The organism is Megasphaera hutchinsoni (genome assembly GCF_001553405.1).
Taxonomy (GTDB): Bacteria; Bacillota; Negativicutes; order Veillonellales; family Megasphaeraceae; genus Megasphaera; species Megasphaera hutchinsoni.
Genome location: NZ_KQ960952.1, coordinates 110,464 through 133,344 on the forward strand (window position 1 = coordinate 110,464; position 22,881 = coordinate 133,344).

Sequence of the window (22,881 nt, forward strand, 5' to 3'; positions counted from 1 at the left end):
TTTACGCGGTTGTGGCGGAACGGCAGACGCGCTGTCTTCAGGCGGCAGTGATCAACGATCGTGTGGGTTCAAATCCCACCAACCGCACCAGTGTGAATTATGGATAAGACATTGATTGAAACATTCAAACAGTGGAATATCACTTCTGTTCTCCCACTCTCCGTGGGAGCTTTTCAATTGTTAGAAGTGTTCGATGTGGTGAGTGAACAGGGTGTAGAAAAAGAATTTTGTTTGTTTCGTTACTTAAATCGTGATAATGGTTGGTTTGTGAAAGCCAGTTTTAATTTATCTTCGCATGAATTTTCTGTTCGTGTAAATATTGGGATGCTAGAATTTTCTCTTATTGAATTTATTACAGATAAATGGGAATATTTTCAGCAAATGGTTGCATCTCGGTTAGTTTCTGTAATTGATGGACATTATGTGCATCGAGAAAAAAACGTGATGTCGATCGTACGTGAAAAGGGGATTACCCAAGTAAATTGGGAGTCGTTTTTACCCACTCAATATAAGTCATTTCGGCGAGATATAAGTCCTACAAATGCAGTGCAAATCATTAATGGATCTTATATGATATTGTCTTATTATGATGTAATAACAAGAAGTGGCTTATCATTGATGTATAATTTGTTGCGCGATGATTTTTTTGCAGAACAACGAGTATACAATTTCCCTAATTTAGTACATGATTTTGATAGTTCTACTATACAAGATGTACAACGGGCAGTGCAATCACGATTGATAGGTGTATTAGATGAACTGGAACAGGCAGTTCAGGCAGAACAAATGACACGAGATGAACAGAACATGTGATAGGCAACAGGCTTATGGTTATTGTAGAGTGGGGCTTCCCACTCTTATCTTTTACATCTGTATTTTTTATAAGGTGGGGTATTATGAAAAGAGAAACAATTGAACAATATGTGGCAGACAAAGTTGAAGCCATGTTAACAAACACTGCGTTAGAGTTAGTTGATGTGGAGTATGTTCGGGAAAAAGACTGGTATTTACGCGTGTTTATTGATAAAGAAGGCGGCGTTGACTTAGAAGATTGTCGAAGCATAAGTGAACAATTAAGCAAACTTCTTGATCAAGATGATCCCATTGGTGATTCTTATTTGTTAGAAGTATCATCACCAGGATTAGATCGAATTTTGAAAAAAGAAAAAGATTTTATTCGCTATGCTGGTCGTATGGTGGATATTCATCTGTTTGCACCTCTTTCAGGGACAAAAGCCCTAGTGGGAAAATTGATGCAAAAAAAAGAAGATAAGCTGTATATTTTAATAGATGAAGAAGAATGTATATTGGAAATGAAACAGATTGCACAAGTTCGTTTACATATTGATTTTTAATGGAGGTTGGACACGTGAATAAGGAATTACTTAATGCCATTGCGTTTTTAGCAAAAGAAAAAGGAGTGGCACCTGATGTTATTTATGACTCGTTAGAAGCGGTATTGCTTACAGCATATAAAAAAGAACCTGAGGCAAATCCGATTGCAGATGTGGAATTCAATCGAGAAACAGGTGATTATCGTATTGTTGCGGCGAAAAATGTGGTGGAAACGGTAACAAATATGAATGAAGAGATTTCTTTAGAGGACGCACAGCAGATTCATTCGTCATATGAAATTGGGGATATGATTCATGTGGATGTTACACCTAATAATTTTGGCCGCATTGCTGCACAGGCGGCTAAGCAAGTAATGATTCAACGGTTGCGTGAGGCAGAACGTAGTATGGTGTATGATGAATTTTATAATCGGACTGATGATGTTGTTACAGGCTTAGTACAGCGTATTGAAAATAAAAATGTATATGTTGATTTGGGTAAAGCGGAAGCCATATTACCACCAACGGAACAAATACCGAGCGAAACTTATTATATTGGGCGTCGTATTAAGTGTTATGTTGTAGAAGTACGAAAAACGACGAAGGGAGCACAAATTTTAATTTCTCGCACCCATCCAGGATTGTTAAAACGTTTGTTTGAATTAGAAGTTCCAGAAATATATGAAGGTGTAGTAGAGTTAAAATCAGTAGCACGAGAACCAGGAAAACGATCCAAAATTGCTGTTTTTTCACGGGATGATAAGGTAGATTCTGTGGGGGCTTGTGTAGGACCTAAAGGCGTGCGTGTGCAAAATATCGTGACGGAATTACAGAATGAAAAAATAGATATCGTAAAGTGGGATGAAGATTCAGCTGTATATATTGCAAATGCTCTTTCGCCAGCACAGGTGTTTTCAGTTACAGTGGATGAAGAAAATAAGATGGCAAATGTTATCGTACCAGATTTTCAATTATCACTGGCTATTGGTAAGGCCGGGCAGAATGCAAGATTAGCAGCAAAACTTACAAATTGGAAGATAGATATAAAAAGTGAAAGTCAAGCACAAGGTGAGGAAACGAAAACAGTAGAATTAGAACAGTCGGAATGTTCGGATATTTTACATGAAATAGCTAATCTTTCGGAGGTTTCTGAAGTAGAATAGGAGGTACGGATGAAACAAAAAAAAATGCCTGTACGTGTTTGTGCAGGATGCCAAGAACAAAAGTTAAAAAAAGATATGATTCGGATTGTACGAACGGCAGAAGGGGAAGTAATGGTAGATTCGACAGGACGTAAAGCAGGTAGAGGGGTATATCTTTGTCATGATGCGCAATGTTTGGTAAAAGCTCGTAAAGAACATCGTTTAGAGCGTTCATTGAAGGCTAACGTATCCGATGAAATTTATGAGCGTTTATTACAGGATTTAGTGTGATGTTGCAGAATCGGATTTTAAATTTATTGGGATTAGCTTGTCGAGCTCGTAAAATTATTAGTGGGGATAAACCAGTTTTACAGAGTTTACAAAATCAAAGACCAAGATTAGTATTTATTGCAGCTGATGGAAACAGGGATAAACAAGATAAGTATCGTTATATTTGTGAACAACAGCATGTACCAGTGATTGATATGTATACAAAGATGGAACTAGGTAGTGCTGTAGGGAAAAAAGAACATATTGTTGTGGCACTTCTTGATGAAGGTTTTGCGGCAGCGATTTTGAAGGTGTTGAAAGAAATGAAATAAAGGGGGTACGTTGATGAGTAAAAAACGGGTGTATGAAGTAGCTAAAGAGTATAATAGATCGATCAAAGAAGTAATTGACTTATTGTCTAAACAAAATATTAAAGTTACGAATTTTTCCGGTGTAGATGAACAAATGGAGCAAATTATTGCTCGAACATTTGCTCATGAAGTAAGGTCAACCCCAAAAGATGACCATATAAAAGTAGAGGGAACACAGCATAATACAAGTGGAAATATGCATCATCAAGATAATAAAAATCACGGATTTACAAAAGCGGTTGAAACGAAAGAAAAGAATACGTTTGTGACGTTACATCAAGGGCAGGGTGTGAAACAAGAAAAGACACATCATTCGGATCATAGACAAGCTTCGGAGAAAGAGCATTTAAAAAAACAGAGCAAAGGAGTTTCTGATAAGGTGCATGTATCGGATAAACCAAACGATAGACATAGTAAAATGAATGGGACTCATGGAAAAGGCGAAAATAAGCGAACAAAGATTTTTGCAAAACCACAGGATATGTTGGGAAAAAATGATAATAAAAAGAAGAAGAACCCCAATGGGCGTAATGGACAGGGGGGAGCACGTCCGCATACGCTACTTTCTAATGTATTGAATAAGGGAAAGCATAAGAATAATAAAAATCAAAAGACATTTCATATGACACAGGAAGGTAATAATGCGACTCAGCAGAAAAAAAATTATCCGACGGAAATTGCTATTCCGGAAACAATTATTGTTAAAGATTTTGCCGAACGGTTAGGGCGGGATGTCGGAGAAGTTATTAAAAAATTATTGTTAGGTGGTATTATGGCCACGATTAATCAAGAAATTGATTTTGAAACGGCATCGCTTATTGCGGATGAATTTGGCGTTACGGTTACTGCGGAAGAAGCACCAGCTGATCCTACTGAAATTGAAGAAATTGAAGATGCTCCAGAAACATTACAGATTAGACCGCCTGTTGTTACGATAATGGGACATGTTGACCATGGTAAGACCAGTTTGTTAGATGCGATTAGACAATCGAATGTAACTAGTCATGAAGCCGGTGGGATTACGCAGCATATAGGGGCTTATCAGGTGCGGTATAATGGTAAAAAAATTGTTTTTATGGATACACCGGGGCATGAAGCGTTTACCGCTATGCGTGCACGGGGAGCCCAAGTAACGGATATTGCAGTTTTAGTTGTTGCAGCGGATGATGGTGTTATGCCACAAACAATTGAATCAATCAATCATGCTAAATCTGCTGGTGTGCCTATTATTGTTGCCATTAATAAAATGGATAAAGAAGGGGCTAATCCCGACCATGTTATGCAGCAATTGACGGAATATGGGTTAGTTAGTGAAGCTTGGGGTGGCGATACGATTATGGTACCCGTATCGGCACATAAAAAGATGGGGTTAGATGAATTATTAGAAAATATTCTTGTTTTAGCGGAAGTATCTGAATTAAAGGCTAATCCGAATCGTCCAGCACAGGGTGTCGTTATTGAAGCGAAGTTAGATAAAGGCAGAGGTCCAGTTGCATCTGTTTTAGTACAAAAAGGGACGTTACATGTAGGGGATACGATTATTGTAGGACCTTGTTTTGGTAAGGTTCGGGCGATGAATAGTGAACGTGGAGAACGTGTAAAAAAAGCGGAGCCATCTATTCCTGTTGAAATATTAGGCTTGAATGATGTGCCTGAAGCAGGCGATATTTTAAATGTAACGGATGAAAAAACAGCACGTTCGGTTGCAGAAAAACGAATGGAAAAGAAACGCACCTCTGCATTGCGGGCGAATGCCAAAGTGACTTTAGATGATTTATTCAATCAAATTCAGCAAGGGGAATTAAAGGAATTGCCTATTATTATTAAAGGCGATGTACAAGGATCGGTGGAAGCACTTAGTCAGTCGTTATTAGGGATTAAGAGTGATGAAGTACGTATTGCTATTGTACATGCAGGAGTGGGTGCTATTTCTGAATCTGATATTATGTTAGCATCCGCATCTAACGCTTTAGTAATTGGCTTTAATGTGCGTCCTGATGCAGCAGCTCGGAAGGCAGCAGAACATGAAAATGTAGATATGCGGATGTATCGTGTCATTTATGATGCGTTAAATGATGTTGAATCAGCTATTAAAGGGATGCTTGAAAAGAAATATGAAGAACATATTGTGGGACGGGCAGAAGTAAGAAAAGTTATTTCTACACCGAAAGTTATTGTTGGTGGTTCTTATGTAAAAGAAGGAAAAATTACCAATTCATCAAAGGTTCGCTTAATACGGAATGGCATCGTAGCATATGAAGGGGAAATCGATGGTTTGCGTCGATTTAAAGATGATGTAAAGGAAGTTGCGGCAGGATATGAATGCGGCATTACATTGGATAAATATCGCGATATCAAAGAAGGCGATGAAATTGAAGCGTATGAAATGGTAGAAATCGCTCCGGAATAAAGGAGGTGTATACGATGGGAGAATTACGCATCAGGAAAGTTCAAGAATTTATAAAGCAAGAAGTATCGGATATAATTTTACATGACATAAAAGATCCGCGTTTGGGATTTGTTACGGTAACGGACGCGAAGATTACCGGTGATTTACGGGAAGCGACAATATATGTTAGTTTATTTGGCAAGGAAACGCAAAAAAAAGAAACATTACAAGTGTTACAGCGTTCAGCGGGATACTTTCGTAGTGAAGTAGGTAAGCGTTTAGGTATTCGTTATACTCCGTCGATTACATTTGCAGAAGACACATCATTGGATTATGGCATGAAGATAGATCAGTTGCTTCGTGATGTTGATAAGAAGGAGTGAGCTCATGAAGGTAACTCCAGAAGAAATAAAAGATATTTTGCAGCAATATGAACATATTTTATTAACAGCTCATGTTAGTCCTGATGGAGATGCCATTGGTAGTATGATTGGCTTATATGGTTGTTTGCGTCAATGGGGAAAAAATACGGTGATGGTAATTGATGATGATATTGATGAACGATATGATTTTTTACCATCTGTAAAAGCAATTAGAAAACCCGCTGATGTAGTTACTGATAGCACGTGGCTTACGGTTATTTTAGATGCAACTGATCCTATGCGTACAGGGACTGTAGAAGAATTGATGCATGGTAAGGTATTAAATATTGATCATCATATATCCAATCGGCATTTAGCAGATTGGGAATACGTAGTACCTACATATGCTGCGGCTGGCGAAGTATTAACTGAATTATTTATACATTGGCACACAGAAATTACACAAGAAATGGCCAATGCTTTATATATGGCGATTGCTACGGATTGTGGATTTTTTAAGTTTGGTAATACGACGGGACATACGTTGAACATGGCTGCACAGTTAGTAGATGCAGGAGCACAGCCCAATATTATTTCGGTGGCGTTGGATGCAAAATGCATTGAGAAAATAAAAGTACTTGCGGAGGTGTTACAACAGATTGAAGTATATCAAGAAGGTCGTGTTGCGGGACTTATGTTTACACCAGAATTATTAGCTCATACAGGTGAGCATACGGGTGAGTATATTGATTATGTACGGATTATTCAAGGCGTTGAGATTGCTTTTACTATAAAATATGTGGCACCTGAAGAAACGCGTATTAGTTTGCGTTCTAAAAATGTAGATGTTAATAAAATAGCGGCTGTTTTTGGTGGCGGTGGTCATATAAGAGCGGCTGGTGCTACGGCTAAATTCTCTTTAGAAAATACAAAATTAGAATTATTAAAGGAAATTGCAAAAGTATTATGATACAGGGAATAGTAAATGTTATAAAGCCTACGGGAATGTCTAGTCATGATGTTGTCAGTCAGTTACGGCGTATATATGGGATTAAAAAAGTGGGCCATGCGGGAACGTTAGATCCACTGGCGGCAGGCGTTTTACCTATTTATCTAGGCAATGCGACACGTTTAATTGAATATGGCGATAGTGATATCAAGACATATCATGCAGAATTTATTTTAGGAATTGCAACGGATACAGAAGATGGAACGGGTCAGATTGTTGAACAAAAAGAAGTTCCCTTGTTAACGATGGATGAGATTCAATATGCATGCAATACTTTTTTAGGCCAATGTATGCAGCAACCATCACGGTATTCATCAATACATGTAAATGGCGTTAAAGCTTATAAATTAGCTCGGCAACAACAAGATTTTATTCTCTCTTCTCGGCCGATTCAGATTTATGATATACAAATGTTGACTTATTGCAATCAGAGAGGACGAATGATTGTGCGTTGTTCAAAAGGAACGTATATCCGATCCTTAATTCGTGATTTAGGTAAGGCACTAGGAACTTGTGCATGTATGACTTATTTAGTTCGTACGGAAGCGGGGGTATTTCATATTGAGGATGCGATTACGTTGGAAGCATTGTCTATGCAGCCAGAGAAATATGTATTGCCTTTAGACACGGCAATTCAGCATTTATACAGATTGGATTTATCCGCAGCTCAATGTAAAGACCTTGTATGTGGTCGAGCCGTATCCTTTGAGGGGAACGAGTTGACACAGAATATGGTAATACGGATATACGATCCAACCAAACGATTAATGGGAATTGGAACATTTGATCAAGCATATCAGTTGATAAGACCACATAAAATGTTTATACAAGTATGACGAGGTAAGGTATATGGAAATATTTCATTCATTTCAAGAAGTAAAAGGGTGTCAGCATGCAGTGGTGGCCTTAGGAACGTTTGATGGGGTTCACATGGGGCATCAAAAAGTGATGCAAAAGGCAATTGAAGAAGCTGACATGAAAGGATATAAATCGGTAGTTGTTACATTTTCTGGACATCCTTTATCTGTCCTTCAGCCAGATAAGGAACCGGTTCGTTTAGCTACGATGGCACAAAAAATTCAGTATATTCAAGATGTAGGGATAGATGTTTTGGTTATACTTCCCCTTAGTTGGACGTTACTGAATGAAACGCCTCAGTCATTTTGTCAACAATTGTATAAGACTTTTCTTCCATCTGCTATTGTGGTAGGAACCAATTTTACATATGGTGCTGGTGCAGATGGTAATACGGATACGTTACGAGCATTCATGGAATTAGTACAGGTGCCTGTATATGTTTTGCCGTTAGTTTCATTTGATAAAAATAATATGCCTGTTAGCAGTACCATCATTCGCCAGTTAATTCAAGATGGAAAATTAGAAGAAACAACGCATTTATTAGGGAGACCTTTTTCTATTGTTGGTACAGTAGTAACGGGCGATAAGCGTGGACGGACAATTGGTTTTCCTACGGCTAATATGCATATTGAAAAAAATATGGCTGTACCAGCTGATGGGGTATATGTTTCTGAAGTAAAACATCAGGGAATTTTGCTACCAGCGATGACGAATGTAGGTGAAAACCCAACTTTTGCTAACCAATATAGACGTATTGAAACGTATATTTTAGATTGGCATGGTGATATATATGGACAGGATATGGAATTACATTTTTTAAAGCGGTTGCGCGGAGAAGAACGATTTCATTCGGTAGAAGAATTAGTTGCTTGTATGAAACAAGATGAAGAAAAAGTAAGAAATTATTTTCGTCAAAGAAGTAGATAAAATATGTTTTATAGGATATATAATTATCGACATAAGCCGCAGGGATACGGATTATGTCGATTTTTTTGTGCGTATTATGGTAATATATAGTGTAAGGAAGGGTGTAAATGCTTTTTAGGTAAGGTATTTATTTTTCTTACAGAAAAATAAATTGGTGTAGAGAAAAGTATATAAAAAAGTATACCAAAAAAGCGTACTCGAAATTTTAGAGAGTACGCTTTTTTATAATGCTCTAGAGAATACAATAAAGTTATTCTTATTCTTCAATTAATTTACCAGCTAGCGGGCCAGAATCTAAGGTATACATTTTTTCGATATCAATAATAACAGCAGCCGCTTTAGGTGCAGTACCGACTAATTCTTTTGCTAAATCCATTTTTGCTTGATCGGTATAACTGGTTGCTTTACCGGTAAAACGGAATCCTTTATTAGCTTCGCGATCTACAAATGCTACAGAAATTTTACCGTTTGCCTTGATATTGGCATGATGTTGTCCATTTGTGTTTTCACAAAAAATCAAATGGGTGTCATCTAAAACTCGCATGGTCCGTTTTGGTCCAATATTAGGATTTCCTTGTTCGTCAACAGTAGCGATGTAAGCTAATTGTACTTTGATTAAATCTTTCATTTCATCGGTTAATTTCATTGGTTACAACCTCCTTTTTATAAAGACATATGTCATACTACATATATAAATTTTCTATACTGTGTAGGAGATGATCAAAAAAGAAATACTCCTTACTGATAATTATTATAATAAATAAGAGTGATTTAGTCAATACATATTCAATTAAAATATATTTTAATTGAATAATATACATGAATTTTTGCTATAAATTTGATATACATATACAGTATAAAGTAGATATAAGGAAAGTAAGTAGATAGTTATTTATTTTGGAAAGAAGGCATACCCTTATATTGCAAGATGAAAAAAATGATAATTGCTATTATACCTGCAATAAGAGCGGTCAGTTGAGCTGATTTTAATCCGCTCACAATGGTAAAATAATCTCCTCGCAGAAATTCCAAGAAAAATCGTTCGATACAATACAAAAAAACATACAAACAAAATACTTGCCCTCTTTTATGGGGAAAAGAACTATAAAATAACAGGATGACAAAAAGCAGCACATCACACTGACTTTCCCATATTTCAGCAGGCCAAAGGGGTTGATGACCATACGTTTGGTAGGCTAAAGTGGTTTCTGGATACAATATGCCAAAAGAACCACCAGTGGGATGACCAAAGGCATCGCCATTCATCAAATTTGCCATGCGTCCTACTGCTTGTCCTAAAATAATAGCAGGAGCTAGCGTATCGGCAAAGGCCCAGGTAGGGATATGATGTTTTTTTGTGTACCAAATACCAGCTAATGTTCCAGCTATAATGCCGCCTTGAATAGCCATTCCGCCTTGCCAGATAAAGGGGATTTCTAGTAAATGATGTTGATAGTATGCCCAATCAAAGAAAAAGACATCCCAAAGGCGACCACCAATAATTCCAGCGAGACCACAACATGTGGCAAAATCAAATATGTGTATATGCCAGCCATGCCCTTCTTTTTTGGTTAACGCATAGCCCACAAGGGCTGCACAAATAATCCCTAATAAAAAAAGTAGTCCGTATGACCGAATAGGGAATGAACCGATAAAGAATAAATACTGATGCAAGATAATACCTCCTTGAATATGATATAATTAGGATAACTATTTGTGTCTTTATTATACCGCATAAGAAGACAATTTCTAGTCTTGCGTAGGAGGTATTGTCATGAAAGTATATTCCATATGTATTGCTATGTATTGTTGGGCCAGTCTTTTTTCCGTAGGGGCTACGGCACCGGCTGATAAATTAGCACGGCCTTTAGTTCATCAGGTAGAAGATCTAGGGATAACATCGCCTGTAAAAGTCTATGAATATAAGGGGCAATGGTTAGTTTCTCCTGAGGCCTTGTCCCAGCTTGGGATATATTCTATCGGCGGTAGTCCTACATATCGTTTTCGTATACCTTGGATTGCCTTACATAGTGGGGAACCTCCATATACATTCGCAGATATTACTTTGCCACGTCATAAAGTACAAGGAAAATGGTGGATTAATGTTAAAAGAGCGGCTCCAGTATTGGGGATGTATATGAGAAATAGTGGAAAAGAACAAGTTCTTTTTAGCACTCATATTGGGATGAAGAAACCAGCTTCTTTAACTATTTTTCCACCAGGACCACCAGTTTCTATTAAAGGGAGTGTACTACTGTGGGACCCTTTGTTTCTAGGGGAAAAGTTATCGCCCGTTAATGGAAAGGTAATAGTATCGCCTACGGCTTTTCGAGTAACTGCGAAGGGACTTAGTTTACGTAATTCTAATTTGGATCAATTGGCAGAGCAATATGAAAAAAAAGGATATACTATGTGGCCTCTTGTTGATAATGGCTTTTCACCTCAAGTTACTAGTGCAATTTTGCATTCCTCAGAAGTACAAGAAAAAATTATAGAACAATTGATTGGTTATGCCTTGGTGTATCATTTTCGTGGGTATAATTTAGATTTTGAAAATATTAATTATAGTGATAAAGAGCGATTGACCGCATTTGTTTCACAGTTAGTCGCACGGTGTCATGCTTATGGCATTGTCATTTCTATGGATATCACTCCGCATTCGCCGAGTTTACGGTGGTCGAAAGTATATGATAGGAAAGCATTAGGTAATGTAGTGGATTATGTGGTTCTTATGGGATATGATCAGGTGGGAAAAAATAGCTCAAAACCTGGTCCTGTTGCGACTTATCCATGGGTAGAAAAAGCAATTCAGGCGTTACTTAAAGAAGTTCCTGCAGAGAAAGTTATTTTGGGTATGCCTTTATACATGCGTATATGGTATAGTTCATACGATGGCAGGGATTTACCTAAAAAAGTAGAAGAATGGCCGCCAATTGAAAGAGCTGCATTCGTTGAAAAAACAGATAATCCTATGAATAATGGACTAGCAGCCGGTTTTTCCGAAACGGTTACGCTTTTATTGAAAGAACTTTCAGATATGGATAGTAATACGACCCAAAATACACAGCCTGGAAGTAAAAAATTGTTTGTGCACACGTTGAGCTTAGCGGATAGTTTTGTAATTCGTCAAAAATATAAGGAATATATTCATTGGGATAAAATACATCAATTGTATTATATGGATTTGCCTTTACAGACTGGTCGAGTACAAATTTGGTTTGAAGAAGAGAAATCGTTGCAAGCTAAAATGGGATTAATTAAAAAATATCAGTTAAGTGCAGGTGCGTTTTGGCGAAGTGGATTTGAACCAACAGAATTTTTTAAAAATTTTAATGTTCTTTAATTGACTTCAAAGAAGGAGAACACTATAATAATTAACATATATATTGATTTAATAAGCAGAATTTAGCTATATGAAGGAGGTCATACTATTGGAAAAATATATACCCAAAGATATTGAAAAAAAGTGGCAAAAAAAATGGTTAGACGAAAAATGCGATCGTTGTGAAGGGGATTCGCAAAAACCTCCATATTATGTATTAGAGATGTTTCCTTATCCTTCGGGAAACTTACATATGGGTCATGTACGCAATTACACTATTGGTGATGTAATTGCACGGTATCGACGAATGTTAGGATATAATGTATTACATCCTATGGGATATGATGCCTTTGGTATGCCTGCGGAAAATGCGGCTATACAGAATCACATTCCGCCATCGGAATGGACATTTAAAAATATTCAAAATATGACGCGTCAGCAACAGGCGTTGGGATTATCTTATGATTGGGATAGAGAAGTTGCCACGTGTCATGAAGACTATTATAAATGGACACAGTGGATTTTTGAATTATTTTATAAAAAAGGATTGGTATATCGTAAAGAAGCAAAGGTAAATTGGTGTGAAAACTGTCATACCGTGCTTGCAAATGAACAGGTTATTGACGGAACGTGTTGGCGTTGTGATCAGCCTGTTGTAAAAAAGAATTTAAAACAGTGGTTCTTTAAAATTACTGATTATGCAGAAGTTTTATTGGATGATTTGGAATTATTATCAGGTTGGCCTGAACGCGTTAAAACGATGCAGAAAAACTGGATTGGACGTAGTGAGGGGACGGAAATCACCTTTGCTATTCCTACTATACAGAAAAGTGTAAATCTATTTACAACGCGTCCTGATACCATATTTGGTGTTTCGTATATTGTGTTAGCACCGGAACATCCGTTAGTGGAATCGCTTATTAGAGGCAAAGCAGAAGAAGCTGCGTTGCGTTCTTTTATTGATCGTATGAGAAATATGAGTGACATAGAACGTACATCGACAGAAGCCGAAAAAGAAGGGATGTTTACAGGTTCTTATGCCGTTAATCCTTGTACGAGACAGGAAGTACCTATTTGGATAGCTAATTATGTTTTGCCTGATTATGGCACTGGTGCGGTAATGGGTGTTCCAGCCCATGATCAGCGCGATTGGGAATTTGCACATAAATTTGATTTGCCTATCCATATTGTGATACAAAATGAAGGGAAAACGCTTACTGTCGATACTATGAGTGAACCGTATACTGATGCGGGGGTGCTAGTTCAATCAGGAACATTTGATGGATTACAAGATAAGGAAGCTCGTAAGGCGATTACAGCATGGTTGGAAGAACGAAAATTAGGTCATGGCACAGTTAATTATAAATTACGAGATTGGTTAATTTCGCGACAACGCTATTGGGGTGCACCCATTCCTATTATATATTGTCCTACCTGTGGCGAACAATTAGTGCCAACATCAGATCTACCAGTACGGTTGCCTGAGGATGTGAATTTTATAGCAGGTGCGGTTTCGCCGTTGGCAACAAGTGATGATTTCTTACATTGTACTTGCCCAACTTGTGGGGGACCAGCTATGCGAGAAACCGATACGATGGATACGTTTGTATGTTCTTCTTGGTATTATTTGCGGTACACAGATGCACGAAATAAAACGGCCGCATGGGATAAAGAAAAAGCGGATCATTGGTTAGGCGTTGATCAATACATCGGGGGAATTGAACATGCTATTTTGCATTTGATGTACTCTCGTTTTTGTATGAAAGTTTTCCATGATGCTGGATTAGTGTCAGAAAGAGAACCGTTTAAACGGCTATTGACACAAGGTATGGTATTGATGGATGGCAGCAAGATGTCGAAATCAAAGGGAAATGTGGTGTCACCAGAAGATATAATTGAACAATATGGTGCAGATACAGGAAGGCTATTTATTTTGTTTGCCGCTCCGCCTGAACGAGATTTGGAATGGTCGGAACAAGGAGTTGAAGGATCTTATCGTTTCTTGAATCGTGTATGGCGTATTGTTGAACAGTATTTACAATTGCCTAAGGATGAATCAAGTGAAGCGTTGTATAGTGAAGCGGAAAAAGAATTGCGTTATCAAGAATTTATGACCATAGATAAGGTTGGTAACGATATCCAGGGAAAAGATGGTCGGTATGGATTTAATACTGCTATTAGTGCTATTATGGAATACGTAAATGCTTTGTATGCTTATGCAGGAAAAGAAAATAAGATACATCAAGCAGTGGCAAGCGAAGCTATGAGTAATTTACTTAAGTTATTAGCACCATTTACACCTCATATTGCCGAAGAATTGTGGCATCAAGCTGGATTTGAGGGCAGTGTACATCAGCAGTCATGGCCGATTGTTGATAAAGAAGCGTTACGGGTAGAAGAAATGGAACTTCCTATTCAGATTAATGGTAAAGTTCGCGATCGTATTACCGTATCTGTTGATAGCACAGTAGAAAATATTCAAGAGATGGTTATGCAGCAAGCACATGTGCAAGAGCTGATTGGTGATAAAAAGATAGTGAAATGTATTATTATACCTAAAAAGATTATTAATATTGTCATTAAATAAAAAACAGCAGGAGAGTTATCTCCTGCTGTTTTTAGGAGGACGTATGAAACGTAATACATCTGGGAAGAATAGACCGGTATGTTCTATCTCTATTTTGCAAACTATTCCGTGTGCCGTATTAGTGCCGCTTGTTTGGAAAGATGGGGAAGAATGTATTTTATTAGAAGTACGTAGTAAGCAATTGACTTGGCAACCTCACGATATTTGCTTTCCTGGAGGAAAGATTGAATCGCTGGATACATCTCCAGAAGCGGCCGCAGTACGAGAAACTTCAGAGGAATTAGGGATATCATTAGAGCATATACATATTGAGAGACCTTTAGACTATGTGGAATCACCTATAGGGGTTACGGTATATCCATTTGTAGCACATGTGGATACCTTGGTATGGCAACCTAATAAGGAAGAAGTAGAAGAAATTCTAGTGGTTCCTATATCAGTACTTATGCAAAATCCACCTCAAGTAGCGACTTTTTATTTGCAAGGAAAACCGGATCAACAGGCACAGGAGATATTACAGTTGCCTGATGAATGGCAGCCGCGAACATCGTATTATGTGAAGATTTTTACATATAAAGAATATAAAATATGGGGAATAACGGCTTATATTCTTGACAACTTTATGGTGAGTCGTGCTATAATTACATAGTAAGCTAACCTTAATATTTGCAATCACTATAATTCGGTTTACGTAATGTTTTCTAGGCGTTACTGGACAGATGAATGTATAAATTCAATAAAAGGGTGATGTCTAGAGGAAAGGCTGGCAGGAAGGATGAAAACTAATATTGAAAATAACTATTGTGATGGTTAGCTAGACCTTAAAGGTCTACAACTTTTATAAGTATGAAAAAAGAGAATAATAAGTATGATGATTTTATTCTTGTGCTATTGATTTACAATGTGAAAAGTTGTACAATTCATGTATAAGTATTTTGGCTATGTCTAAACAGAAAAAAATGCAATCATTTAACGTAAGTCATGGCTAAAGTCAAGTGTGTCAGAATCCGGAACTGGCTGAATGTAAATTTAGTTTACTACTAATACCATATATTGATGATATTAAGGAGAGTGACCATCATGAATTTCAACTTAACAGACGTGCAACAAGATTTTCAAAAATTGGCAAAAGATTTTGGTGAAAAAAAATTATTACCAACTATTATGGAACGTGATCACAAAGGGGAATTCAATGAAGAGCTAGTACGAGAAATGCTTGCTTTAGGATTGACTGGTGCATATTTTGAAGAAAAATATGGCGGTGCAGAATGTGACGTACTTAGTTATATTTTAGCGGTAGAAGAATTAGCTAAATATGATGCAGGAATGTCCATTACCTTGTCGGCTACGGTGTCTTTATGTGCTAATCCGATTTGGCAATTTGGTACAGAAGCACAGAAAGAAAAATTTTTAACACCTCTCGTTGAAGGGGAAAAATTGGGCGCTTTTGGTTTAACGGAACCGAATGCAGGTACGGATGCATCAGGACAACAAACAATTGCTGTGAAAGATGGCGATTCGTATATTTTAAATGGCTCGAAAGTGTTTATTACTAATGCTGGATTTGCTGATATTTATATCGTATTTGCCATGACGGATAAAACAAAAGGCACGAAGGGGATTAGTGCATTTATTGTTGAAAAAGGAACAGAAGGCTTTACCTTTGGTAAATTAGAACACAAAATGGGTATTCATACATCGCAAACTATGGAGTTAGTATTCCAAGATGCAAGAATTCCTGCAGAAAACCTCTTAGGTAAAGAAGGCGAAGGATTTAAAATTGCAATGATGACGTTAGATGGTGGTCGTATTGGAGTTGCTGCACAAGCTCTTGGTATTGCTGAATCAGCATTACAGGATGCAGTAGAATATTCGAAACAGCGTGTTCAATTTGGTAAACCGCTTTGCAAATTCCAATCTATTGCATTTAAATTAGCCGACATGAAGATGAAAATAGAAGCGGCACGCAATTTGGTATATAAAGCAGCTTTCAAAAAACACGAAGAACAATCTTTTACCGTAGATGCAGCAATTGCAAAACGGTTTGCATCAGATGTGGCAATGGAAGTTGCTGTAGAAGCTGTTCAAATCTTTGGTGGATATGGTTATAGTGAAGAATATCCAGCAGCTCGTCATTTGCGTGATGCGAAGATTACACAAATTTATGAAGGTACCAATGAAGTTATGTTGATGGTAACTTCAGGAGCATTATTACGGTAATAACGGATCAAATGGGCATAGTTTTGGGATAAAATTATGCCCATTGAAATAAAGTTATTTTAGGAGGAAAACGTAAATGGAAATATTGGTGTGTGTGAAACAAGTTCCGGATACAGCAGAAGTAAAAATTGATCCAGAAAAACATACGGTCATTCGTGCCGGTGTACCGAACATTTTCAATCCCTTTGACCAAAATGCGTTAGAAGCAGCATTGCAATTAAAAGATGCTGATGATAGCGTAAAAATTACTGTATTGTCAATGGGACCAGAACAAGCTAAAGACGTATTACGTGAAGGCTTGGCAATGGGAGCTGATGATGCATTTTTGGTTTCAGATCGCAAATTAGGTGGTTCTGATACATTAGCAACAGGCTATGCCTTGGCTACGGCTATTAAAAAATTAGCTGCGGATAAAGGTATTGATATGTTCGATTTGATTTTATGCGGACAACAGGCTATTGATGGGGATACAGCACAAGTTGGTCCTCAGATTGCTAGTGAATTAGGTATTGCACAAATTACGAAAGCAGCTAAATTAACCATTGAAGGTGGTACATCCGTTCGTGTTGAACAACAGCATGAAGAAGGTTATATTGTAACTGCAGCAGCATTCCCTGTTTTAATTACCGCTTCAAAAGATTTAAATGAACCTCGTTTCCCGACTATTCGTGGTACGATGAAAGCGAAACGTCGTGAAATTCCAACGCTGAGTGCAGCGGATATTGGTATTGATGAAGTGCGTATTGGGTTAAGCGGTTCACCGACAAAGGTTCATAAAATTTTCACTCCGCCTCAAAGAACACAAGGCGAAATCTTTTCAGCAGAAGATGCACAGGCTAATGTGGATCAGTTGATGGAAAAATTAATTGCACAGAAAGTTATTTAATTGAGGAGGTATAGTGAAGATGGATTTAGCAGAATTCAAAGGCGTATATGTAATAGCTGAACAATTTGAAGGTACATTACGTAACGTTTCCTTCGAACTGTTGGGACAAGCTACAAGATTAGCTGAAGGTCTTGGCGAAGAAGTTGGCGCTGTTTTGATTGGCTATGGAGTAACTCCATTGGCCCAAGAACTGATTAAGTATGGAGCAAAAAAAGTATTCGTTTATGATGATGAATCATTAAAAGATTACAATACTACTGCTTATACAAAGGTTCTCCAAGATTTTACAGAAAAGCATAAACCAAATGTTTTCTTGATTGGTGCAACAAATACGGGTCGCGATTTAGGTCCTCGTGTTGCTAATGAATTAAAAACTGGTTTAACTGCAGATTGCACAGAACTTGGTGTAGATAAAGATGCAAAAACAATTATTTGGACTCGTCCAGCTTTAGGTGGCAATATCATGGCTGAAATTATTTGCCCTGATCGTCGTCCTCAGATGGGTACGGTTCGTCCGAATGTATTTAAAAAGCCGGAACCAAACGAAAATGCAACTGGCGAAGTTATTTCCGAAAAAGCTGAATTAACAGATAAAGATTTCTTAACAAAATTTGTTGAATTAATTCGCGTTGGTGGCGATGGCATCAAAGTAGAAGAAGCAGATTTTGTTGTTGCTGGTGGTCGTGGCATGAAAGAAGAAGACTTCAAAGAAGGTGGTTGCTTAACTGAATTAGCAGCTGTTTTAGGTGGAGCCGTAGCAGCTTCTCGTGCAGTAACGGACCAAGGATGGATTAATCCGTTGTTCCAAATTGGACAAACTGGTAAAACGGTTAGCCCAAAATTATACGTTGCTGCAGGCATTTCTGGTGCTATTCAGCATTTAGCAGGTATTCTTGGATCGGATTGCATTATCGCTATTAATAAAGATGAAGATGCTCCTATTTTCAAGGTATGCGATCTTGGTATCATCGGAGATGCGCATGAAGTATTACCGTTGATTACAGCGGCTGTAAAGAAACATAAAGGTATTGCATAAGCGATTTTCTCCTATAAAAAAAGGATGACTTTTAGGTCATCCTTTTTTTTGTATAGTAAAGGTTAGCAATATGGAGTGATCAATGTATTTTTCATTGTCAACAAAAAATAAAATGATATGTTGTTAAAAAGTATAAGGTTTGATATAATTTAACCGCAATATGATATATTTTATATAGGGGGTGTTTTGATGGGCAAGTCTTCATTGCGTGTGCGGGAATTGACTTGTATGGCTTTATTGGTGGCCCTGAATTGTATTTCAGCATATTTAATTATTCCGTTGCCTTTTACGGAATCACCATTGGCACTACAAACATTAGTTGTCAATATAGTAGGCTTTTTATTACGACCAAAGCAAGCTTTTATTGTAATGGGGGTATATATTTTATTGGGTTTAGCAGGAGCACCTGTTTTTACAGGCGGTATGTCTGGTTTTGGAAAAATGTTTGGTCCTACGGGTGGATATATTTGGGGATTTTTACTTGCAGCAACTATTATTTCTATCTTGAAAGGAAATACTTATCAGTGGAAAAGATTTGCCTTAGTTAGCATTCTTGTGGGGATTCCTGTTATTTATGTGTGTGGAGCGATACAACTGCAAGTAATAACACATATGCCATGGCGCCATGTTTTGTACATTGGTGTATTGCCTTTTATTCCGTTGGATATTGTAAAATGTTTACTTGCTGTAGGAATAGCAAGGCCTATTTTAAAAGAGTTAACAATATAATCTATGCATCATATTTTGTTATTATGTGTAATTGTGAAATGAATGATGGGTGTGATAAAAAAAGAGATTTTCTCAAGGGAAATCTCTTTTTTTATACGTAGTTATTTTGTTTTGTTAAACTTACATATATTTATTTTCAAGAAATAGTATAGCGTATATATCATTGATTTTGTATACATAAACAGTGTATGATAGAGATATCTATTATAGTATCATGTAATCATATTTAAGTGATATAGGTTTTACTATATTACTTATAAGGACGAGAAAAATAAGGAGAAAAACTTTTTTCTCGTATAAGGAGGATGTATAATGGCAGTAAAAATTGGTATTAGTGGTTTTGGTCGTATTGGGAGATGCACCTTTCGTACTTCTTTATTACATCCAGAAGTAGAAATAGTTGCAGTGAATAATCGTTCTATTGGACCTATTATGGCCGATTTATTGAAATTTGATACAGTACATGGCACATGGGATCATGATGTATCATTTGACGGAGAAAAACAAGCATTAGTCGTTGATGGACGATATATTCCCGTTACCAATGCTACGGACCCAGCAAATATTCCATGGCAAGATCATGGGGTAGAGGTTGTTGTAGAGTCCACTGGTAAATTTAGAGATAAAGAAATGGCGGGAAAACATCTACAAGGTGGTGCAAAAAAAGTCATTATTACGGCACCTGGAAAAAATGTAGATGCGACATTAGTCATGGGAGTTAATGAAGAAATGTATGATCCGGCAACACATCATGTTATTTCTAATGCCTCGTGTACTACTAATTGCCTGGCACCTATTGCGAAGGTCTTATCTCGTGAATTTGGTATTGTTCGAGGAATGATGACGACGGTTCATTCTTATACGAACGATCAACACTTAGTAGATGGTGTACATAAAGATTTGCGACGTGCTCGTTGTGCAACTCAATCAATTATTCCTACATCAACAGGTGCGGCTAAAGCGGTTGCATTAGTATTGCCCGAATTAAAAGGTAAGTTCAGCGGCATGGCAATGCGTGTTCCTACACCTAATGTTTCTATGACCGATTTAGTGGCTATTTTAGAGCGTCCAGTTACCGTTGAAGAAGTCAATGGAGTGCTAAAAAAATGGGCAGAAGGGCCGTTACAAGGAATTTTAGCTTATACGATGGATCCTACCGTTTCTTCAGATTATATTAGTGATTCTCATAGTGCTATTGTCGATGCATTGGATACGGATGTGGTAGAAGGGACGATGGTTAAAGTGGTCGCATGGTATGATAACGAATGGGGATATTCATTGCGGGTAAATGATTTAGCATCGTATATCGCGTCGCGTGGTCTTGCATAAAGATGTTACTCCGTGAGGACAAGATGGATACCGTGTATATGCTGGAAAAAATAGTGCCTGATGTAATGGGAATTATACGAGAACGTTACATGCTTTTGCGATATATTTCCGAATCTGAACCTATAGGTAGGCGTGCGTTAGCAACTATGTCTGGATTGTCAGAACGAGTTGTGCGAGCTCATGTGGATGTCTTACGGCGTAGTGGTATGGTTCATTGTACGACCCGAGGGATTATGATGGAAGTACAGGGAAAACGTATTCTTCCTGATATAGTTAACTATTTTTTGCAAGATTATCGTTTAGTTGAAATGCGACAAGCGATTTGTCAATATTTTGGCTTAAAAGAGGTAATTATTGTTCCTGGTGATAGTGATATAAATCCGCTGGTAAAAGAAGAAATGGCTCGACAAGCAGCTATCTTGGTGAGCGATATCTTGGGTAAAGTAAAGTGTGCGGTTGTTAGTGGTGGATCTACGATGGCGTTAGTAGCAGATTGTTTACCATTGAGTCGTAGTCATACGATGATATTGCCAGCCAGAGGTAGTATGGGCAATATAGTTGAGTTACAAGCAAATACGATTGCTGCTGGTATTGCTAAAAAAATACAAGGGTCTTATCGTATGATTCATTTACCAGAAGAAATTAGTGAAGCCGCTTTGCAGTTAATGTTAAAAGAAGATGTGCAATTACAGCAAAATGTTACTTTAGCACAGTCTGCACAAGCCGTTATTTTTGGAATTGGACGGGCCGATTTGATGGCAAAAAAAAGAGGGCTTTCTAAGGAAAAACAGCAGTGGTTGCAGCAACAGCGGGCGTGCGGCGAAGCATTAGGCACATATTGTACACAAACAGGTCGTATTATAGTAGCTAATAATAAATTTGGCGTTTCATTACTTAATATAAAAAAACATGCTTATATTATTGCCGTTGCGGGCGGTACGCAAAAAAGTGCGGCGATTATGGCTGTATTAAGTGCGTGCCGTACGGGTATTTTTGTTACAGATGAAGGAGCGGCTATGCAGATATGGAAAGTAATGAGTGGAAAGGATGGAAAAGATGATAAAAATAGGCATTAATGGTTTTGGGCGTATTGGACGAAGTGTGTTTAAATTGGCACAACGATACAGAGATACGATTACGATTGTGGCAATTAATGATATAGGTACAGCGAAACAAATGGCACATTTATTAAAATATGATAGCATTTATGGGGTTTTTCCACATAACGTAACCTATGATGATCGGCATATTATAGTAGATGATGAAGCGTATCCTTTATTTCAAGAAAAGGATTGTAAGAACGTGGATTGGCAAGCCCTAGGAGTAGATATACTTATTGAATCTTCAGGGCAATATTCAGGTCGAGTTCAGCCATCTTCGCAAGAACGGTTGCCTTTAGGCGGAACGGTAAAAAAAGTTATCATTACATCTCCTTCGACAATTGATGATATAACTATTGTGTTAGGTGCAAATGAAGAAGCATATCAGCCACAGCGACATCATATTATTTCCGGTGCTTCGTGTACTACATGCGGGTTAGCGGCAATTTTACATTTAATGGATGAAACATTTGGTGTAAAACGGGGTATGACTACGTCTGTTCATTCGTATACAACGGATCAAAAAATTTTAGATGTTTCCCATCGAGATTTACGTCGTGCACGTGCTGCAGGTATGTCGATTATTCCTACTACTACTGGTGCAGCTGAAGCTATTACGAAAGTTTTGCCTCGTTTTCAAGGCAAGCTAACTTGTCATGCCGTACGCGTACCAACACCTGATGTTTCGATAATTGATATTGTTCTTGAATTGCAGAAAAACAATATTACTCTTGATGAATTAAATGAAACTTTCGTACAAGCATCGCAAGGAAAATATAAGGGAATTATTGGGACAAATCAAGATGAATTGGTTTCTGTTGACTATCGCGGAAATGAAAATACAACTACGATTGATTTACCGTTGAATATGGTCATGGATTCGGGATTGGTAAAGATTATTGCATGGTATGATAATGAATGGGGTTATGCTCGCCGTGTAATTGATTTGATTGAATTTATCGTCAAAAAGGGATTATGAGTTTTACGTAATCTCGATACAAAGGAGAATG

22 protein-coding genes and 1 tRNA gene are annotated in these 22,881 nt (G+C 37.6%); 21 read left to right on the forward strand and 2 right to left on the reverse strand.

Annotated elements, in window-relative coordinates; all coding sequences use genetic code 11:
- Positions 1 to 5: 5 nt before the first annotated feature.
- The 11 genes from HMPREF3182_RS04505 to HMPREF3182_RS04555 all read left to right on the forward strand — a co-directional run bounded on the left by HMPREF3182_RS04505 (position 6) and on the right by HMPREF3182_RS04555 (position 8,662).
- Positions 6 to 90, forward strand: a tRNA-Leu gene (locus tag HMPREF3182_RS04505).
- A gap of 9 nt (positions 91 to 99) precedes the next feature.
- Positions 100 to 813 carry a hypothetical protein gene (locus HMPREF3182_RS04510; protein WP_156439312.1) on the forward strand — a complete coding sequence of 238 codons (714 nt, stop codon included), beginning with the start codon at positions 100 to 102 and terminating at the stop codon, positions 811 to 813.
- An 83-nt stretch (positions 814 to 896) separates the two neighbouring features.
- Entirely contained in the window at positions 897 to 1,355 is a 459-nt protein-coding gene (locus HMPREF3182_RS04515) for a ribosome maturation factor RimP (protein ID WP_007391906.1), read from the forward strand.
- A gap of 14 nt (positions 1,356 to 1,369) precedes the next feature.
- A complete protein-coding gene (gene nusA / locus HMPREF3182_RS04520; RefSeq protein ID WP_007391932.1) occupies positions 1,370 to 2,497 on the forward strand; it encodes a transcription termination factor NusA in 1,128 nt (375 codons plus the stop codon).
- Positions 2,498 to 2,506: 9 nt separating this feature from the next.
- Positions 2,507 to 2,767 carry an RNase P modulator RnpM gene (gene rnpM / locus HMPREF3182_RS04525; RefSeq protein WP_062485703.1) on the forward strand — a complete coding sequence of 87 codons (261 nt, stop codon included), beginning with the start codon at positions 2,507 to 2,509 and terminating at the stop codon, positions 2,765 to 2,767.
- The gene (locus HMPREF3182_RS04530) at positions 2,767 to 3,078 is read left to right on the forward strand and encodes a L7Ae/L30e/S12e/Gadd45 family ribosomal protein (RefSeq protein ID WP_062485705.1); all 312 of its coding nucleotides are present in this window, start codon (positions 2,767 to 2,769) and stop codon (positions 3,076 to 3,078) included. The genes rnpM and HMPREF3182_RS04530 overlap by 1 nt, the downstream gene beginning before the upstream one ends.
- A gap of 13 nt (positions 3,079 to 3,091) precedes the next feature.
- Positions 3,092 to 5,527: a translation initiation factor IF-2 gene (gene infB, locus HMPREF3182_RS04535; RefSeq protein ID WP_062485707.1), complete on the forward strand. Its 2,436-nt coding sequence runs from the start codon at positions 3,092 to 3,094 to the stop codon at positions 5,525 to 5,527.
- Between the two features lie 14 nt (positions 5,528 to 5,541).
- On the forward strand, positions 5,542 to 5,889 hold the full coding sequence (gene rbfA, locus HMPREF3182_RS04540) for a 30S ribosome-binding factor RbfA (RefSeq protein ID WP_062485709.1): 348 nt from the start codon (positions 5,542 to 5,544) through the stop codon (positions 5,887 to 5,889).
- A 4-nt stretch (positions 5,890 to 5,893) separates the two neighbouring features.
- Positions 5,894 to 6,838, forward strand: a complete 945-nt coding sequence (locus HMPREF3182_RS04545; protein WP_062485711.1) for a DHH family phosphoesterase — start codon at positions 5,894 to 5,896, stop codon at positions 6,836 to 6,838.
- On the forward strand, positions 6,835 to 7,713 hold the full coding sequence (truB, locus tag HMPREF3182_RS04550; RefSeq protein WP_062485713.1) for a tRNA pseudouridine(55) synthase TruB: 879 nt from the start codon (positions 6,835 to 6,837) through the stop codon (positions 7,711 to 7,713). The genes HMPREF3182_RS04545 and truB overlap by 4 nt, the downstream gene beginning before the upstream one ends.
- Positions 7,714 to 7,726: 13 nt before the next feature.
- Complete coding sequence (locus HMPREF3182_RS04555; protein ID WP_062485715.1) at positions 7,727 to 8,662, forward strand: bifunctional riboflavin kinase/FAD synthetase; 936 nt, start codon at positions 7,727 to 7,729, stop codon at positions 8,660 to 8,662.
- A 256-nt stretch (positions 8,663 to 8,918) separates the two neighbouring features.
- Here HMPREF3182_RS04555 and HMPREF3182_RS04560 read toward each other — a convergent pair whose 3' ends face one another.
- Together HMPREF3182_RS04560 and lgt are read right to left on the reverse strand one after the other, a co-directional pair.
- Positions 8,919 to 9,308: a pyridoxamine 5'-phosphate oxidase family protein gene (locus tag HMPREF3182_RS04560; protein WP_062485718.1), complete on the reverse strand. Its 390-nt coding sequence runs from the start codon at positions 9,306 to 9,308 to the stop codon at positions 8,919 to 8,921.
- Between the two features lie 242 nt (positions 9,309 to 9,550).
- Complete coding sequence (lgt, locus tag HMPREF3182_RS04565) at positions 9,551 to 10,336, reverse strand: prolipoprotein diacylglyceryl transferase (RefSeq protein WP_062485721.1); 786 nt, start codon at positions 10,334 to 10,336, stop codon at positions 9,551 to 9,553.
- A 100-nt stretch (positions 10,337 to 10,436) separates the two neighbouring features.
- Between lgt and HMPREF3182_RS04570 the strand changes: the two genes are divergently transcribed.
- The 10 genes from HMPREF3182_RS04570 (at position 10,437) to HMPREF3182_RS04615 (ending at position 22,850) form a co-directional block, all read left to right on the forward strand.
- Positions 10,437 to 12,005, forward strand: coding sequence for a glycosyl hydrolase family 18 protein (locus HMPREF3182_RS04570; RefSeq protein ID WP_062485724.1), 1,569 nt, complete (start codon positions 10,437 to 10,439; stop codon positions 12,003 to 12,005).
- A 70-nt stretch (positions 12,006 to 12,075) separates the two neighbouring features.
- A complete protein-coding gene (leuS, locus tag HMPREF3182_RS04575) occupies positions 12,076 to 14,571 on the forward strand; it encodes a leucine--tRNA ligase (protein ID WP_206445551.1) in 2,496 nt (831 codons plus the stop codon).
- A 43-nt stretch (positions 14,572 to 14,614) separates the two neighbouring features.
- Positions 14,615 to 15,220, forward strand: a complete 606-nt coding sequence (locus HMPREF3182_RS04580; RefSeq protein ID WP_007391952.1) for an NUDIX hydrolase — start codon at positions 14,615 to 14,617, stop codon at positions 15,218 to 15,220.
- Positions 15,221 to 15,651: 431 nt separating this feature from the next.
- Positions 15,652 to 16,791 carry an acyl-CoA dehydrogenase gene (locus HMPREF3182_RS04585; protein ID WP_007391949.1) on the forward strand — a complete coding sequence of 380 codons (1,140 nt, stop codon included), beginning with the start codon at positions 15,652 to 15,654 and terminating at the stop codon, positions 16,789 to 16,791.
- Between the two features lie 76 nt (positions 16,792 to 16,867).
- Positions 16,868 to 17,677 (forward strand): electron transfer flavoprotein subunit beta/FixA family protein, encoded by an 810-nt coding sequence (locus HMPREF3182_RS04590; RefSeq protein ID WP_007391945.1) that lies wholly within the window; start codon positions 16,868 to 16,870, stop codon positions 17,675 to 17,677.
- Between the two features lie 19 nt (positions 17,678 to 17,696).
- Positions 17,697 to 18,713 carry an electron transfer flavoprotein subunit alpha/FixB family protein gene (locus HMPREF3182_RS04595; RefSeq protein ID WP_007391940.1) on the forward strand — a complete coding sequence of 339 codons (1,017 nt, stop codon included), beginning with the start codon at positions 17,697 to 17,699 and terminating at the stop codon, positions 18,711 to 18,713.
- 189 nt (positions 18,714 to 18,902) lie between these two features.
- A complete protein-coding gene (locus HMPREF3182_RS04600) occupies positions 18,903 to 19,442 on the forward strand; it encodes a biotin transporter BioY (protein ID WP_062485730.1) in 540 nt (179 codons plus the stop codon).
- Between the two features lie 312 nt (positions 19,443 to 19,754).
- Entirely contained in the window at positions 19,755 to 20,771 is a 1,017-nt protein-coding gene (gene gap, locus HMPREF3182_RS04605; RefSeq protein ID WP_062485733.1) for a type I glyceraldehyde-3-phosphate dehydrogenase, read from the forward strand.
- 23 nt (positions 20,772 to 20,794) lie between these two features.
- Positions 20,795 to 21,847 carry a sugar-binding transcriptional regulator gene (locus tag HMPREF3182_RS04610; protein ID WP_235808650.1) on the forward strand — a complete coding sequence of 351 codons (1,053 nt, stop codon included), beginning with the start codon at positions 20,795 to 20,797 and terminating at the stop codon, positions 21,845 to 21,847.
- Positions 21,828 to 22,850, forward strand: a complete 1,023-nt coding sequence (locus HMPREF3182_RS04615) for a type I glyceraldehyde-3-phosphate dehydrogenase (protein ID WP_007391893.1) — start codon at positions 21,828 to 21,830, stop codon at positions 22,848 to 22,850. The genes HMPREF3182_RS04610 and HMPREF3182_RS04615 overlap by 20 nt, the downstream gene beginning before the upstream one ends.
- Positions 22,851 to 22,881: the final 31 nt, after the last annotated feature.

What these genes read in the sequence shown, in the direction of transcription:
- HMPREF3182_RS04600 (WP_062485730.1), top strand. Translation starts at nt 18,903, where the DNA reads ATGGGCAAGTCTTCATTGCGTGTGCGGGAATTGACTTGTATGGCTTTA.
- gap (WP_062485733.1), top strand. Translation starts at nt 19,755, where the DNA reads ATGGCAGTAAAAATTGGTATTAGTGGTTTTGGTCGTATTGGGAGATGC.
- HMPREF3182_RS04530 (WP_062485705.1), top strand. Translation starts at nt 2,767, where the DNA reads ATGTTGCAGAATCGGATTTTAAATTTATTGGGATTAGCTTGTCGAGCT.
- HMPREF3182_RS04555 (WP_062485715.1), top strand. Translation starts at nt 7,727, where the DNA reads ATGGAAATATTTCATTCATTTCAAGAAGTAAAAGGGTGTCAGCATGCA.
- HMPREF3182_RS04545 (WP_062485711.1), top strand. Translation starts at nt 5,894, where the DNA reads ATGAAGGTAACTCCAGAAGAAATAAAAGATATTTTGCAGCAATATGAA.
- HMPREF3182_RS04595 (WP_007391940.1), top strand. Translation starts at nt 17,697, where the DNA reads ATGGATTTAGCAGAATTCAAAGGCGTATATGTAATAGCTGAACAATTT.
- HMPREF3182_RS04510 (WP_156439312.1), top strand. Translation starts at nt 100, where the DNA reads ATGGATAAGACATTGATTGAAACATTCAAACAGTGGAATATCACTTCT.
- HMPREF3182_RS04580 (WP_007391952.1), top strand. Translation starts at nt 14,615, where the DNA reads ATGAAACGTAATACATCTGGGAAGAATAGACCGGTATGTTCTATCTCT.
- truB (WP_062485713.1), top strand. Translation starts at nt 6,835, where the DNA reads ATGATACAGGGAATAGTAAATGTTATAAAGCCTACGGGAATGTCTAGT.
- HMPREF3182_RS04570 (WP_062485724.1), top strand. Translation starts at nt 10,437, where the DNA reads ATGAAAGTATATTCCATATGTATTGCTATGTATTGTTGGGCCAGTCTT.
- rnpM (WP_062485703.1), top strand. Translation starts at nt 2,507, where the DNA reads ATGAAACAAAAAAAAATGCCTGTACGTGTTTGTGCAGGATGCCAAGAA.
- HMPREF3182_RS04615 (WP_007391893.1), top strand. Translation starts at nt 21,828, where the DNA reads ATGATAAAAATAGGCATTAATGGTTTTGGGCGTATTGGACGAAGTGTG.
- HMPREF3182_RS04585 (WP_007391949.1), top strand. Translation starts at nt 15,652, where the DNA reads ATGAATTTCAACTTAACAGACGTGCAACAAGATTTTCAAAAATTGGCA.
- HMPREF3182_RS04610 (WP_235808650.1), top strand. Translation starts at nt 20,795, where the DNA reads ATGGATACCGTGTATATGCTGGAAAAAATAGTGCCTGATGTAATGGGA.
- infB (WP_062485707.1), top strand. Translation starts at nt 3,092, where the DNA reads ATGAGTAAAAAACGGGTGTATGAAGTAGCTAAAGAGTATAATAGATCG.
- leuS (WP_206445551.1), top strand. Translation starts at nt 12,076, where the DNA reads ATGAAGGAGGTCATACTATTGGAAAAATATATACCCAAAGATATTGAA.
- HMPREF3182_RS04515 (WP_007391906.1), top strand. Translation starts at nt 897, where the DNA reads ATGAAAAGAGAAACAATTGAACAATATGTGGCAGACAAAGTTGAAGCC.
- HMPREF3182_RS04590 (WP_007391945.1), top strand. Translation starts at nt 16,868, where the DNA reads ATGGAAATATTGGTGTGTGTGAAACAAGTTCCGGATACAGCAGAAGTA.
- HMPREF3182_RS04560 (WP_062485718.1), bottom strand. Translation starts at nt 9,308, where the DNA reads ATGAAATTAACCGATGAAATGAAAGATTTAATCAAAGTACAATTAGCT.
- rbfA (WP_062485709.1), top strand. Translation starts at nt 5,542, where the DNA reads ATGGGAGAATTACGCATCAGGAAAGTTCAAGAATTTATAAAGCAAGAA.